Below are 14,905 nucleotides of genomic sequence, written 5' to 3'. Positions count from 1 at the left end.
GCTATACAATATAGTTATTTAAGCCTTTCGTGGCGCTTTATGGGCAATTAATAATTTAACGGCTCCTGCCATTTCAGAACTGCACTTTAAATCTCCATTAACCATTTAATACCATATAGCATCAAACAAATTATTTTGAAATCTACCAATAGATGAGTAGCTTTAAATATCCCTCGTCTATTAAAACACTTCACAATGCTCACCAGGTATTTCCTGCTTTGTTGCATTATTGTTTGCGGCATTCCTGTTTTTTCCCAATCTACTATTTATGAATTTGATTATTATTTTGACATTGGCAAAACCCGTGAGAAATACAATGCTTTTATGGTGCGCAACGCAGATGGAACCGGTTTTATGAGAGTAAATTTTATTGATGAAGAAACCAATAAACCTGTTATTGTAGACCTGCAAATGCAGGAACATTATTTAAATGCTGACGCAGACGGTAAACAAACGGATGAAAACATTCTTGTGTTCGAGGGGTATGATCCACAGGTAGTGGTTGGCCCTGCTGACCTTAAATATGATCCCGATATTTTCTGGTTCCAGAAAAATCCATCTACCGGTATATATGAACCCGGCTCAGTGATTTCTGCCGGCGATGATGGAAAAGATATTGAGGGAGAGTTCACCCACCGGTTGCTGGATGAGAAAGACCTTACAAAGCAACTGGTATCCAAATATTTTACGGAACAGGATGATTTTTATGAAAATTTTTTTGAAGAGGCCACCACAAGACCTGTTCTGCCTGAGCAAAAAAATATCCGCATGTTCATGTTACTGGTAGCCAATACGGAAGATATTTCTATCGGCACTACCTGCGTGGTTGATAAAGACGCTACTTATAAAACATTCAGCCAACTGGCAGAATTCATGCAGATACAATTTGTACCCAAAGTGATTTTTGGAAAAGACTTTACAAAGGTAAATGTTGACAACGCCATCAATGGCATTAATCCAAACCCTGGCGATATAGTGATTTTTTATTACTCAGGACATGGTTTTGCCAATGTAAAAGATGTCCGCACTTTTCCTTACCTCGACCTGAGAGACAAAGCCTATCAGAATTATGGCGGGGAATACACCCTGAATATGGAAGATATTTATAGCCGGATAAAAGCTAAAGGAGCAAGATTGAATCTCATATTAAGCGATTGCTGCAATGCCGATCCGTCTCAAAGCAATACGATCAGCACAGATGTTGCCACCACGCGCAGCTCATCTATCGGCTGGAATATGGAAAACTGCAGAGCGCTTTTTCTCAGCAACAGCCCAACATCAATATTAATGACCGCTGCCTCAAAAGGCGAATTATCTGCAGGGAACAGTACCGGTGGCATTTTTACATTCAACTTCAGGGAATCACTTGAAAAATCGGTAGGACACTTTGCCAACAATGTTTCATGGCCGGTTTTATTAAACAACGCAGAACAACAAACTGTTGTCAAAGCTCAAAGAACATGGTGCGATAAGGAAAGAAAAATTGTTTGCAAACAAAAACCAACATATAAGCTGGAGCAGCAATAAATTATCCTTCAACCCATCAGAAATGGGTATTAAAAAAGGCTATCCCTGCAAGAGATAGCCTGCTAAGCAACATATTGATTAATTATTATTTTGCTCTTACGTTCACAGAAATCCTCCTGTTCTTCTTTTTATTTTCTTCAGTATCATTAGACGCTACAAAATGTGTTGGTCCGTAACCTTCAGCGCCATCAAGTTGTTTCTCACCACCTAATGCTTTCAACTTTGCAAAAACCGCATCAGCTCTTGATTGGGATAGCTTTACGTTTGCTACAGAATCGCCTGTATTGTCCGTATAACCACCTATCTTAATTTTTACGTTAGGAAAAGCCTTTAGTATGGCAGCTATATTCTGCACCTGCTTCATTGACGACTGTGTTATAGTTGCGCTACCGGTTTCAAAATTCAGATCATCAAAGTCAAACCATTTTTCTTTGCTTACCGCATCATTCGAATTAAGATAAGCTACAAGCATATCTTCAATACCACCTTTATACGCATCTATTTCTGTACCGTCAGGCAATTTTACTTTTAAAGATTCTCTCACCGGTTCTGCAGAAGCAGCAGGCTTTATTTCTTCGTGCTTCATTTCAGCTGAATCGTGCTTTGGCTCAACGGCTGCTTCATTGCTTCCGCCACAACCTTTAAAGATATATAACAACAATGCGAATGCAGCTATGGCAAAAATGGCCGGTACCAGCCAGTTTGGCTTTCTTGCTTCTTTCACTTCATGTGCTGCATGGCTCACCTTGCTTTCTGCACCGGAAAAAAACGAGCTGAGTTTTGAACCAACACCAGAAAGGCTGCCCAATCCAAGCGCCCCGGCAATGTTTAACCCGGAAGGGATTGCTGAAAGTATGGAATCCTTTTGTGAAGATAAAAATGAAGCCAGTCCGGATGTAGACATATTATTTTCGGAAGCATGTTTGCCTAAAACACCCAATGCGGCTGGTGCCACCATGTTTAATAATGAAGTGGCAGATGATTGCTTTACTCCTGAAAAACCTGAAATTATATTTGCTATACTTCCGAACTTATCACCAAACAGGTTATTGATCATTGAAGTAAGACCAGAAAAACTACTGCCTGCAGAGCCGAGAAACCCTGACAGATTGCTTAATATACCGCTGCTTCCCGCATCCTTTGCAATATTCAGGATAGATTGTAATCCATCGGCGCTATCGGCTTTAGATAATAATCCGGTTAATACAGAAGGTACTGTACCGCTTATTGCCTTTTGGATGTCTGTTTCGCTTTCTCCAAAAGCAGCTGCTGCTTTATTAAGGAGATTGCTGTCGAATAAGTTATTCACAGCATTTAGGAGATTGAATGCCATAATGGTTTTTTTTAAGTTAAACAATAGTTGGGCAATTAAAACCAAAGGTTGCCTGTCATCATGGGAAAAAGTAAAGGTATAATTAAAAATAGTTATGCAAAAGCTTGTTTATTTGCCGCATTCACATTAATTTAATAATGGTTTATGCGTATTAAAAAATAAAAGAAAACCTATTAGAAGTTTTTTTTGAAAAAAGAATATACCATATAGGAAATATTTGATTTACTTTAACTTACGTTTGTAAAAGCTTATTATTTGCTGTCAGGCATAGCCATCTAACCCAATGGAATTCTCCCACTCAATCTTTGCCTCTTGTCAATTATAATTCAAGTCATAATTTCTTAATTTTAAAAAAACCTCATCCTCTCATGCTATCAAATTCTTCCCTAACCGATAAAATCACAATACTTATTGTTGATGATCACAAACTGATCAGAGACACATGGTCATTTATTTTAAACAGTGATGATCGTTTTCGCGTTATTGCGGAAACAGATTCAGGACAACAAGCCATAGAGCTGGCCAACAGCAGTCATCCGGAAATAATATTAATGGACATTAACATGAGCCCGATGAATGGCTTTGAAGCTACCAAGGAAATAAGAAAGATCGCTCCATCCTCAAAAATCATTGGTGTTTCCATGCATTCACAACCGGCTTACGCAAAAAAAATGCTGCAGATGGGTGCTGTTGGGTATATAACCAAAAACTCATCAAAAGAAGAAATGATAACTGCCATCAGCGAAGTAGCCATGGGGCATAAATATATCTGTAATGAAGTAAAAACCATCCTTTCAGAACAAATACTGGAAGATTCGGAAAAACCGGATGTAAACCTGCTTTCGCAAAGAGAAGTAGAAATCATTGATCTTATCAAACAGGGACAATCTTCCAGAGAAATAGCACAACACTTAAATATAACTTTGAAAACTGTTGAAGTGCACAGGCATAATATTCTTAAAAAACTCAATTTAAAGAACACCGCGGCATTGGTAAATTTTATTAATAATGCGGGTATAAATTAATCTCTGGTATTAATATATTATTTTGCAGCAGGTTCATGATGAACCTGCTTTTTTATGTCAACAATTTCTTTAACAACAATTCAAACCAATCTTTTTTGGGAAGACAGAGATGCAAACCTGCAGATGTTTGAATCAAAGATCAGCGGCATAAATGATAAAACAGAAATTGTGATATTACCCGAGATGTTCAGTACGGGCTTTTCGATGCACCCGGAAAAATTAGCTGAAACAATGGATGGCTTTACAGTGAACTGGATGCGCACTATTTCTGCTCAAAAAAAAATCATCTTAACAGGAAGTTTGATCATTGAAGACAAGGGGCAATATTTTAACCGGCTGATATGGATGCTGCCTGATGGTAATTTTGGCTGGTACGACAAGCGGCATTTATTTGCCTTTGCCGGTGAGGATAAATATTATACCGGTGGTGAAAAACGCTTAATAGCATCAGTAAAAGGCTGGAAAATAAACCTGCAGGTTTGCTATGACCTGCGTTTCCCGGTATGGGTAAGACAGCAGAATATTAATACCGGCAACCTGGATAATTCACAAAAACTACCTGAATACGACCTGATAATATATGTAGCTAATTGGCCGCAACGCCGCAACCACGCATGGAAAACACTATTGCAGGCAAGAGCCATTGAAAATCAATGCTATGTTGCAGGAGTGAACCGGGTTGGAGATGACGGCAATGGTATTTACCATAGTGGCGATTCTATGATAATTGACCCCATGGGAGAAATATTACATACAAAAGCAAATGAGGAAGATGTTCACACCATTATATTGCAGAAAGATAAACTAGCAGAGGTGAGATCAAAATTTCCGTTTTGGAAAGATGCGGACAACTTTTCAATTGAACCATAATACCAAATGAAAAAAGCATATACCAATTGCAGCATTTTTACCGGCACTGATAAACTAACTGGGAAGGCGATACTGGTTCACAATAACATCATACTGGATGTGGTTAATGATACAGATATCGACATCTCCTGGCAGCAGGAAGATCTTAAAGGATTAAATATTGCACCCGCGTTTATTGATCTGCAGATATATGGGGGCAATGGAAAATTATTTTCAGCAGAGTTGAATGTTGAGGCGTTGGAGGCAACATACCAGTATTGTGTTGACGGAGGCTGCTCGCAATTCATGATAACCATAGCCACCAACACTATAGATGTATTTTTAAAAGGCATAGAAGTGGTAAGAGCATACTGGAACCAGGGAGGTAAAGGTTTGCTGGGTCTTCATCTCGAAGGACCCTATCTTAATCCTGAAAAAAAAGGAGCACATATATATGAGTGCATCAAAACGCCTGCAATGGACGAAGTAAAGATGTTGCTTGATAAGGGCAGAGATGTTGTTAAAATGATGACAGTGGCGCCTGAAATGTGCAGTGAAGAAATCATTACCTATTTAATGGAGCATAATATTATTGTTTCAGCCGGGCATAGTAATGCAACCTATCACGAAGCAATGCAAAAATTCTCTTTAGGTATTCCGGCCGCCACACACCTGTTTAATGCGATGTCTCCCTTTCAAAGCCGGGAGCCCGGAATGGTGGGTGCGGTATATAACAGTAATGTAAAAAGCAGTATTGTAGCTGATGGTATACATGTTGATTTTGTGGCTTTGAGCATAAGCAAAAGACTAATGGGCGAGAGATTATTTTTTATTACTGATGCTGTTACTGAAGCTTCAAAAGGAGGTTATCAACATGTATTCAAAGGAGACAGGTATACCTTACCCAACGGTACTTTATCAGGCTCAGCATTAACCATGATACAGGCAGTAAAAAACGCAGTAACCTTTGCAGGTATTTCCCTGGAAGAAGCTTTAAGAATGGCATCAACATACCCGGCACAATTGCTGAATGAAAAAATACAGTTTGGGAGAATTGAAAAAAATTATGCCGCAGACTTTGTGGTTTTTGATGATGCTTTGAATATTGAAAAAGTAATTACCAATTATTAAACCCGAAATTTACTCCTGTAGTTGATGGAGTTCTTCCTCGGTAAAAATTCTCGACCTGATCATAAATCTCACCCCCAATGGAATTTCAAGCGAAAAGCTGCTGCCTCTTCCGGGAGTTACATCAAGTGTAAGCTGTGTATGCTTCCAATATTCAAACTGATCTTTATGCATGTAAAATTTGCAGCCGGCAATTTCGCCAAGCAATATATCATTCCCGCCAATCTTAAATTCGCCTTCTGCAAAACACATTGGCTGGCTCCCATCGCAGCATCCGCCACTCTGATGAAACATCAGGTTCCCATGTTCTTGCCTAAGTTTTTCTATTAAAGCTATGGCAGCATCTGTTGCAAGTATACGTTCAGGCATAGTGGCTGTTTAAAATTGTTGTACGGTAAACGTGAAAATCTTAAACCTGGTCTCCCATAAAATAAATAAGGGCTGTACGGTTAGCCGATTTCTTACAAGCTTATGTGCAAGGTTAACGGTAATTGCCAATAAGAAATCAGTGCTTTGTACAGCTCCTTTTGTTGTTCTCTCTGATGCCCAGGTGTTTCTAAAAAAATCCAAGTTTGTTTTTATTGTATGATATCAGCATGTTTTTTGTCTGGCGATAATGATTCAGCATCATTTTATGTGTTTCCCTGCCAAAGCCTGATTTCTTATACCCTCCAAAAGGAGCATGTGCAGGATACGCATGGTAACAGTTTACCCAAACACGGCCGGCCTGTATGGCTCTTGGCACCTGGTATAATTCATGTGCGTCTCTTGTCCATACGCCTGCACCAAGCCCATACAATGTATCATTGGCTATAGCTATCGCTTCTTCTGTAGTTTTGAAAGTGGTTACACAAACAACAGGTCCAAAAATCTCTTCCTGGAAAACACGCATCTTATTGTTTCCCTTAAATATGGTTGGCTGAATATAATAGCCGTGTTCCAATCCGCTGTTCTGCTGAAATGCTTCTCCACCGGTAAGCACTTCAGCACCTTCCTGTTTACCAATATCCAGATAGCTTAAAATTTTATTGTACTGATCCTCACTTGCCTGTGCCCCCATCATTACTGTACTATCAAGCGGGTTGCCCATTTTAATGGCTTTGGTTCGTTGTACCACTTTACTCATGAACTTATCGTATATCTTTTCATGCACCAGTATTCTTGAAGGACAGGTACAGACCTCTCCCTGGTTAAGCGCAAACAATACCGCGCCCTCTACTGCTTTATCAAAAAATTCATCGTCTGCATCTGCCACGCTTTCAAAAAAGATATTCGGGCTTTTGCCACCTAATTCCATTGTTATGGGAATAAGATTTTCAGACGCATACTGCATGATCAGTCTTCCGGTAGTTGTTTCACCTGTAAAAGCTACTTTATTTATTCTTGGAGAAGACGCGAGGGGTTTACCGGCTTCTATACCAAAACCTGTCACTACATTTAATACACCTGCAGGCAACACATCTTCAATCAGTTCCAGTAAGCACATAATGCTTGTGGGCGTTTGTTCTGCGGGCTTCACTACTACGGTACAGCCCGCAGCCAGTGCCGGTGCTATTTTCCAGGCTGCCATCAGTAATGGAAAGTTCCAGGGAATAATTTGTCCTACCACACCAATAGGCTCATGCAGGTTGATGCTCACGGTTGTATCATCATGCTCACTTACTGTTCCTTCCTCACTTCTGATAACACCCGCAAAATAGCGGAAATGGTCAACTACCAATGGCAGATCTGCCGCCCTTGTTTCGCGGATGGCTTTGCCATTATCTATTGTTTCTACCGTAGCAAGATATTCGAGATTGTCCTCTACAATTTGTGCGATTTTTAATAACAGGTTACTTCGGTAAGCCGCCGCAGTTTTACTCCAGGTTTCAAATGCTTTATGAGCTGCGTCAATAGCCTTTTCAATGTCTTTGGCATTGCCCCTGGCTGCTTTTGTAAATACTTTTCCGTCAATTGGAGATACATTATCAAAGTATTCACCGCTTTCAGGCTTTTCCCATTTACCTCCGATAAAATGATCGTATTTTTCTCTGAATGCCGGGCGGGACGCGAGGGTAGACTTACTGGTAGCTTTTGCTGTAGTACTCATATGTGCAAGCTTTTGTTAGTGAATTAATACCCTAAATTTGGTTATAAGAATTTTGAAAGCCACTCACAATTGTATCTTTTAGTAGCACAATTGTATTTTAATTATATATTAACAGGCAGGCTTTGTAAATTGTAGCTATGTCAAAGGGTAAATTCATACAACATATTGACCTCACCCATCCCAAATACCTGCAAACCCTGGTAGAAAACAGGCAGGTATTTAATATGGAGAACTGTGAGATGAATGTGTTTGAATCCTACCAGCAGGCCTATCTTGTTCCTTTAACCTTTAATGATTTTGTTATTACCAGTATGGTAAGAGGCAAAAAGGTTATGCATTTATTAGGCGATGATCCTTTTGATTATCTTCCAGGAGAAACGGTTATAGTACCTGCTAACGAAACCATGAAAATTGATTTTCCCGAAGCGCAGCAGGATAATCCTACACAGTGTATAGCACTGGCTGTAGATAAAAGCTATATTCATAATACACTCAATTATCTTAACGAATATTATAACACCCGTGAACATGATCATGCCTGGGAGCTTCAGTTTAACCAGTATCATTTTCACAACGATAATGATGTATCTGACCTTATAAATAAATTGATCAGGATATGCAGGAGTGAGAGTGTCGTAAAAAATATATACGCAGACCTTAATCTTAAAGAACTGCTGATACGGCTTGTTCAAAGCCAGTATCTGCAACAGATCTCAAAAGATTCGCAAACCAATTCCAATTCCGGCAGGCTGCAATTCATACTGGATTATATCCGTAATCATATCAGCGATAAAATACAGGTTGATGATCTGAGCATTAAAGCCCATATGAACCGGAGCGCTTTCTTTAAACTGTTTAAAGATCAATTTGGCATTACACCTGTAGACTATATTAACCGTGAAAGAGTAAAACTTGCCAAACATTTACTTTCTGATTCAAATTTATCTGTAACAGAGATCAGTTGGCAAAGCGGTTTTAACGATCCTAACTATTTTGTGCGGTTGTTTAAGAAAACGGAAGGCATTACTCCCGGCGCATACAGGGCGGTGAGCAGGAAAAGCGCTTAATATATATGAAATTGAGGAGAGCATAAATGTGAGGTCTGAAACGATAAACGACAAACCTCAAACTCCAAATTGAATTTTAACCCCATTCTCTTTATTTTCAGCTCCTTAAATTAACGTTCCCTTAGTTTTGTAGCTTATCAAATTTCGTGTAGGTTTGCCAATCTTATAAAAGACAGTACTAATATGAATTTCAACAGGATTAACAACATCACTGGATGGATTGTTTGTGTTATAGCTTGTGCCGTATATATATTAACCGCTGAGGCCGGAGGTAGCCTTTGGGATTGCGGCGAATTTGTAAGTAGCTGCTTCAAGCTGCAGATACCCCACCCGCCGGGGGCGCCTTTGTTTGTTATAATGGGGCGCATTTTCATAGTACTGTTTGGTGATAACCCCATGACTGCAGCAAAAGCTGTTAACGTAATGAGTGCGCTTGCAGGTGGTTTTACCAGCCTCTTTTTATTCTGGACTATTACGCACTTTGCCCGCAAAATATACCAAAAGGCCAGTAAGGAACTTACGGGTGAGCAGATATTTACGATAATGGCTGCAGGTTTTGTTGGCGCTATGGCAAGTACTTTCAGTGATTCATTGTGGTACAGCGCGGTTGAGGGCGAGGTGTACGCTTCTTCTTCTTTCCTTACCGCGCTGGTATTCTGGATGATATTAAAATGGGAGCATGCGGCTGATGAACCAGGCGCAGACAGATGGATTGTGCTGATATTTTATGTTATTGGTCTTTCTATAGGTATTCACCTCTTAAACCTGCTTACTATTCCTGCCATTGTGATGGTATATTATTTTAAAAGATACCATACCACAAAATGGGGCATTTTCTGGGCTTTTGTAGTGGGTTGTGTTATTACCGGGTTTACTCAAAAATTTGTTATACAGTACACCATCACCGGCGCCGGTATTTTTGACCGCTGGTTTGTGAACGGGCTAAGCCTTCCTTTCTTCTCAGGCTTTACCACCTATTTTATTTTGCTTTCTGCTGTTATTATAATTGGTATACGCAGGGCAGATAAGCTCATTAATAATTATACAGGCTTTGCTATATGGCTTGCCGCTTTTATTTTCCTCTTTGCATTCCCATTTATTTCATCCGTACTAACATTCCTGTTGTTTGTAGCAGGAACGGCGCTCGCTATATACGCTTCTTATCATAACCGCACTAAAATACTCAACTTCTTAAAGCTTGGGCTTTGGTGTTTTGCCTTTATGCTGATTGGTTACTCTACCTATCTTACTACCATGATACGCTCTGCGGCAAATCCATCTGTAGATATGTATAACGTAGATAACCCGATGAGCTTAACAGGTTATTTAGGCCGTGAGCAATATGGTGATTTTCCCCTGATATACGGACAAACCTTTGCGGCAGATGTAAAAAGAACCAGCGATGGTTTACCTGTAATGAATGTTAAAGGAACCCGTTGGCAAAAGGGAGATAAAAAATATATCAATATTGGTGACAATATTGAATATGAATATGATGCTGAAGATATGATGTTCCTTCCCCGTATATGGGATGCGAGCAACGACCAGGGGCACGCGGATTATTACCGTAGCTGGCTTGGAATTGATAAAGATGCCAAGCCAACCTATATTGACAATATACGCTGGGCAATAGGTTACCAGATCGGCTGGATGTACCTGCGTTATTTCGGCTGGAATTTTGTTGGCAAGCAAAATGACCTGCAGGGACTGGGCAATGTAAGAGACGGCAATACCATTACCGGCATTTCTTTTATTGACAACCTGTTTTATGGTGACCAGAGCAAAATGCCTGACACACTGAAGGCCAATAAAGCCAATAACAAATTATTTGCGCTGCCATTGATACTTGGCTTAATAGGTATGTGGTATCAATACAAGCGCGATCAAAAAGATTTCCTGGTTGCATTCCTGCTCTTTTTCTTCACTGGTTTTGCGATAGTGTTTTATTTAAATGCAGCGGGCCCCCAGCCTCGTGAACGTGATTATGCGTATGCAGGCTCTTATTATGCATTTGCTATATGGATAGGGCTTGGTGTAATGATGGTAAAGGAATGGTTTCAGAAAGTAATGAGCAGCCAGCTGGCAGGTTATGCCGCGGCGGCAGTATGTACCTTGGCCGTTCCCGTTATTATGGGCTTCCAGGAGTGGGATGATCACGACAGAAGTAAAAAAACACTAGCGCCCGACCTGGCAAGAGATTATCTTGAAAGCTGTGCGCCCAACGCAATACTGTTCACTTTTGGTGATAATGATACTTACCCCTTGTGGTTTGCGCAGGAAGTGGAAGGCGTTCGTAAAGATGTGAGAGTAATCAACTATAGTTTGCTGGGTATAGACTGGTATATTAACCAGTTGCACTATAAAGTAAATGATAGTGATCCTATTGATCTATTATGGGGCCCGGAAAAAACAGAGGGCGACAAGAGAAATGTGGTATACTTCAAAGAAAATCCCGGCATTCCTCAAAACCAATACGTGTACCTCGACCAGGTACTTACACAGATCATTGGAAGTGACGACCCTAAAAACCAGATTACTTACGGTGTTAATAATACATTTAATACTTTTCCGGTTCGTAAGTTCAGTGTGCCTGTAGATACCGCTTTGGTTCGCCAAAACGGCACCATTAACCAGGATGACGTAGTGGTCAATGAGCTGCGTTTTGATTTATCGCCTAACAAAAACGCGTTAATGAAAAACGATCTTGCGGTATTGAATGTAATAGCAGCCAATAAATGGAAACGTCCTATATATTTTACTGCTCCGTTCGGTTCACTTGGCTTTAGCCAATACTTGCGTGCTGATGGTTTAAGTTACCGTCTTGTGCCGGTTCAACCCAAACCAAGAACATCAATGAACGATGGTAATGTCAATGATGAAGTGGCCTATAAAAACATGACGGAGAAATTCCGTTTTGGCAATGCAGGCACTCCCGGGGTATATTTTGATGAAGAAAACCGTCGCCACTTAATGACCATTCGCCAGGCCTATTCCTCCGCTGCACAAAGCATGGCAAACGATGGCAGGAAAGAGCAGGCAAGAAAACTATTGGAGAAAGTTGACAAAGGCATTGACACTAAAAATATGCCTTATGGTTTAGTGAGCAGGGATAACCAGCAGAACGTAGTAAGCCTTTCAATGGCAGAGGCGGCATATAGTTCAGATTATAAAGCATTAGGTGATAAAATTTTGCAGGCCGTAAAGAAAGATATTGAGCAGCAGATGAATTATTATGCCGCATTGGGAAATATGCCGGTACAGGAACTGGTACAGCAAATGCAAAATCCTGATGCGCTTAGCAATAAGCAGCGTGGGCTTTATAGCGAAATTGAACGCACTTTCCAGATACAAAGCTATTTGGCTTATATAGAAGGAAAATATAACACACCCGCTGTTAACAATAATCCCGAAACGCCTGGTGTAATTAAAACAGAAAGCCCGGCGGCAGGAAAGGATTCATCTCCTGAAGCAGACAGTACTAAAAAATAAAAAACCAGAGTACTATTTTGTGAAACGACAGAAGATAGATGTGAAATTTTCACGTCTGTCTTTTTTCTTCTCACAATGAAATACCGTATACAGAACAACAGTTAGAATTATGCTGGCAGGTTTGCAGGATGTAACATTTGAATTTGGCGCCAGAACTATCGTACGCGATGCCACCTGGCATATTCAGCCTTACGAGCGTATCGGGCTGATCGGGTACAATGGTACCGGGAAGTCAACTTTGCTTAAAGTACTGGTTGGTGAATACCTTCCCTCAGCGGGAAGTGTTGAGCGCGGACGCGGAACAACTATAGGTTATCTTCACCAGGATTTATTAAGCTTTGATACCAACGACTCGATATTGCAGGTAGCGTTAAGCGCTTTCGAAAAAATATTATTGCTCGAAAAAGAAATCGAGAAATTAGGCAGGCGGCTTGAAAAAGAACATGAGAATGAAGACCTGCTGCACGAATATTCGGATAAGCTGCACGAGATAGAAACGCTTGGCGGTTATAATATTCATCACAGAACAGAAGAAGTGTTGCAGGGATTGGGATTTGCCAATACCGATCTGCAGCGCCCTTATAAAGAGTTTAGTGGTGGATGGCGGATGCGTGTGCTGCTGGCAAAAATGATTTTACAGCAGCCTGATTTATTATTGCTTGATGAGCCTACCAACCACCTTGACCTTCCTTCTATTGAATGGCTGGAAAAATACCTGATACACTATAAAGGTGCTGTTGTTATAGTAAGCCACGATAAATATTTTTTGAACCGGATGGTTACAAAAATTGTGGAGCTATACCAGCAGCAACTGCATTTCTATAATGGCAATTTCGATTTTTATGAAACCGAGAAAGCCATGCGCATTGAATTACAGCAACGCGCCTTTGAAAACCAGCAGGAGTATATACGCCAGCAGGAACGTTTTATAGAACGCTTTCGTGCAAAAGCTACCAAAGCTGCAGCGGCGCAAAGTGCCATGAAGCGTTTGGATAAACTGGAGCGCATAGAGGATGTAGCATTGGATCGCCCTGAAATAAAGATCAATTTCCAGTTAGATAAAGTGCCGGGTAAAGTAATATGCACATTAAAGCATGTAACAAAAAGGTTCGGCAGTAACACCATTGTTGAAAATGCCGCGGCGGAAATTAACCGTGGAGATAAGATTGCATTGATAGGCGCTAATGGTAAGGGTAAATCTACATTGCTGCGCATTGTAGCCGGTACAGAGCCTTTTGAAGGAGATAGAATTTGGGGACATAATGTAGAAGAGAGTTTTTATGCCCAGCACCAGTTGGAGGCATTGAACATACAGGATAATATTTTGGAAGAAATGAAAAACTCCGGCAGCCAGAAAACGGAGCAGGAACTGCGAACATTGTTAGGCTGTTTCTTATTTAGCGGGGATGATGTTGAAAAGAAAATAAAAGTATTGAGCGGGGGAGAAAAAGCAAGGGTAGCATTGGCGAAAACCATTGTTAGCAAAGCTAACTTTCTTATACTGGATGAGCCTACCAACCATCTTGACCTGCTGAGCATTGACCTGCTGATTGAAGCATTGAACCGGTATAATGGCACGGTAATACTGGTAAGCCACGACCGTCATTTTATTTCCAAAGCTGCCAATCGTATATGGGAGATTGATAACCACGAAATAAAAGATTTTGCCGGCGGCTATGAAGAATGGATGGAATGGAAGGAAAGAAAAAAAGCGGAAGCAGCAAAACAAAACCCGGCTCAACCCAGGCAGGAAAAAAAGCAACCGGAGCAAAAACCTGTTGAGGAAGTAAAGCCACAACCGGTTCAAAAATCAAATGCTCCGATTGACAAGGAATTAAAAAAAGAATTACAAAAGCAGCAACGCAATCTGCAATTGCTGGAAGAAAAATTAGCAGGTCTCAACCAACAAAAAAAGGAATTAGAAGATCAGTTAGCCCTGCCGGAAATATACTCGGATAAAACAAAGTTCCTCACCACCGAAACAGCATATAAACAGTGCACAACCGCGCTAGAAAAAACAAATGCTGAATACGAAACAATATTTGACAAATTGATGGAGCTGGAAGAGAAAACGAAATAATGCAGTATTAATCATGATACTCTTTATCCGTCACTTCTTCCAGCCAAACCGTTTCACCTTTTTCTCTGCCTGTAATGGCTACCTGAACAAATTCCATATCGTCACTTGCACCATGCCAATGCGGAATACCCGGAGGGCATTTTATTGCATCTCCCTTTTTTAGTATGATTTTTGAACTGCCTTTTTCCTGATAATAGGCCTCTTGTATTAAACGATATGCACATATGTTAATAATTAAAAATAGAAAAGGTATAAGAGTTGATGAGCATATTGCATGTTATGGAAAAAGATACCACAAAACCTTTCCGGCAGTCAATT

10 protein-coding genes are annotated in these 14,905 nt (G+C 40.4%); 7 read left to right on the top strand and 3 right to left on the bottom strand.

What is annotated here, in order from left to right:
- Positions 1 to 195: 195 nt before the first annotated feature.
- The gene (locus DC498_RS19595; protein ID WP_116875859.1) at positions 196 to 1,527 is read left to right on the top strand and encodes a caspase family protein; all 1,332 of its coding nucleotides are present in this window, start codon (positions 196 to 198) and stop codon (positions 1,525 to 1,527) included.
- Between the two features lie 85 nt (positions 1,528 to 1,612).
- Here DC498_RS19595 and DC498_RS19590 read toward each other — a convergent pair whose 3' ends face one another.
- Positions 1,613 to 2,860 (bottom strand): OmpA family protein, encoded by a 1,248-nt coding sequence (locus tag DC498_RS19590; protein WP_116875858.1) that lies wholly within the window; start codon positions 2,858 to 2,860, stop codon positions 1,613 to 1,615.
- A gap of 368 nt (positions 2,861 to 3,228) precedes the next feature.
- Between DC498_RS19590 and DC498_RS19585 the strand changes: the two genes are divergently transcribed.
- Genes DC498_RS19585 through nagA form a run of 3 tightly spaced genes read left to right on the top strand, consistent with a single transcriptional unit; the run spans position 3,229 to position 5,865 of the window.
- A complete protein-coding gene (locus tag DC498_RS19585) occupies positions 3,229 to 3,885 on the top strand; it encodes a response regulator (protein ID WP_116875857.1) in 657 nt (218 codons plus the stop codon).
- 54 nt (positions 3,886 to 3,939) lie between these two features.
- A complete protein-coding gene (locus DC498_RS19580) occupies positions 3,940 to 4,755 on the top strand; it encodes an amidohydrolase (protein WP_116875856.1) in 816 nt (271 codons plus the stop codon).
- Positions 4,756 to 4,761: 6 nt separating this feature from the next.
- Positions 4,762 to 5,865 carry an N-acetylglucosamine-6-phosphate deacetylase gene (nagA, locus tag DC498_RS19575; RefSeq protein WP_116875855.1) on the top strand — a complete coding sequence of 368 codons (1,104 nt, stop codon included), beginning with the start codon at positions 4,762 to 4,764 and terminating at the stop codon, positions 5,863 to 5,865.
- Positions 5,866 to 5,874: 9 nt separating this feature from the next.
- Here the strand turns inward: nagA and DC498_RS19570 are convergent, their stop codons facing one another.
- A complete protein-coding gene (locus DC498_RS19570; RefSeq protein WP_116875854.1) occupies positions 5,875 to 6,231 on the bottom strand; it encodes a DUF779 domain-containing protein in 357 nt (118 codons plus the stop codon).
- A 187-nt stretch (positions 6,232 to 6,418) separates the two neighbouring features.
- Complete coding sequence (locus tag DC498_RS19560) at positions 6,419 to 7,951, bottom strand: aldehyde dehydrogenase family protein (protein WP_116875852.1); 1,533 nt, start codon at positions 7,949 to 7,951, stop codon at positions 6,419 to 6,421.
- A 137-nt stretch (positions 7,952 to 8,088) separates the two neighbouring features.
- Between DC498_RS19560 and DC498_RS19555 the strand changes: the two genes are divergently transcribed.
- From DC498_RS19555 to abc-f, 3 genes are all read left to right on the top strand, one after another.
- Positions 8,089 to 9,018, top strand: coding sequence for an AraC family transcriptional regulator (locus tag DC498_RS19555; protein ID WP_116875851.1), 930 nt, complete (start codon positions 8,089 to 8,091; stop codon positions 9,016 to 9,018).
- Positions 9,019 to 9,201: 183 nt separating this feature from the next.
- On the top strand, positions 9,202 to 12,507 hold the full coding sequence (locus DC498_RS19550) for a protein O-mannosyl-transferase family (RefSeq protein WP_116875850.1): 3,306 nt from the start codon (positions 9,202 to 9,204) through the stop codon (positions 12,505 to 12,507).
- Between the two features lie 109 nt (positions 12,508 to 12,616).
- On the top strand, positions 12,617 to 14,587 hold the full coding sequence (abc-f, locus tag DC498_RS19545; protein WP_116875849.1) for a ribosomal protection-like ABC-F family protein: 1,971 nt from the start codon (positions 12,617 to 12,619) through the stop codon (positions 14,585 to 14,587).
- The last annotated feature ends 318 nt before the right edge of the window (positions 14,588 to 14,905 follow it).

Origin of the sequence: Terrimonas sp., from assembly GCF_003075435.1 — a bacterium.
In the GTDB taxonomy this organism is placed as follows: domain Bacteria; phylum Bacteroidota; class Bacteroidia; order Chitinophagales; family Chitinophagaceae; genus Agriterribacter.
The sequence above is the reverse complement of the archived record's forward strand: the minus strand, read 5'-3'. Positions and strand labels throughout refer to the sequence as shown.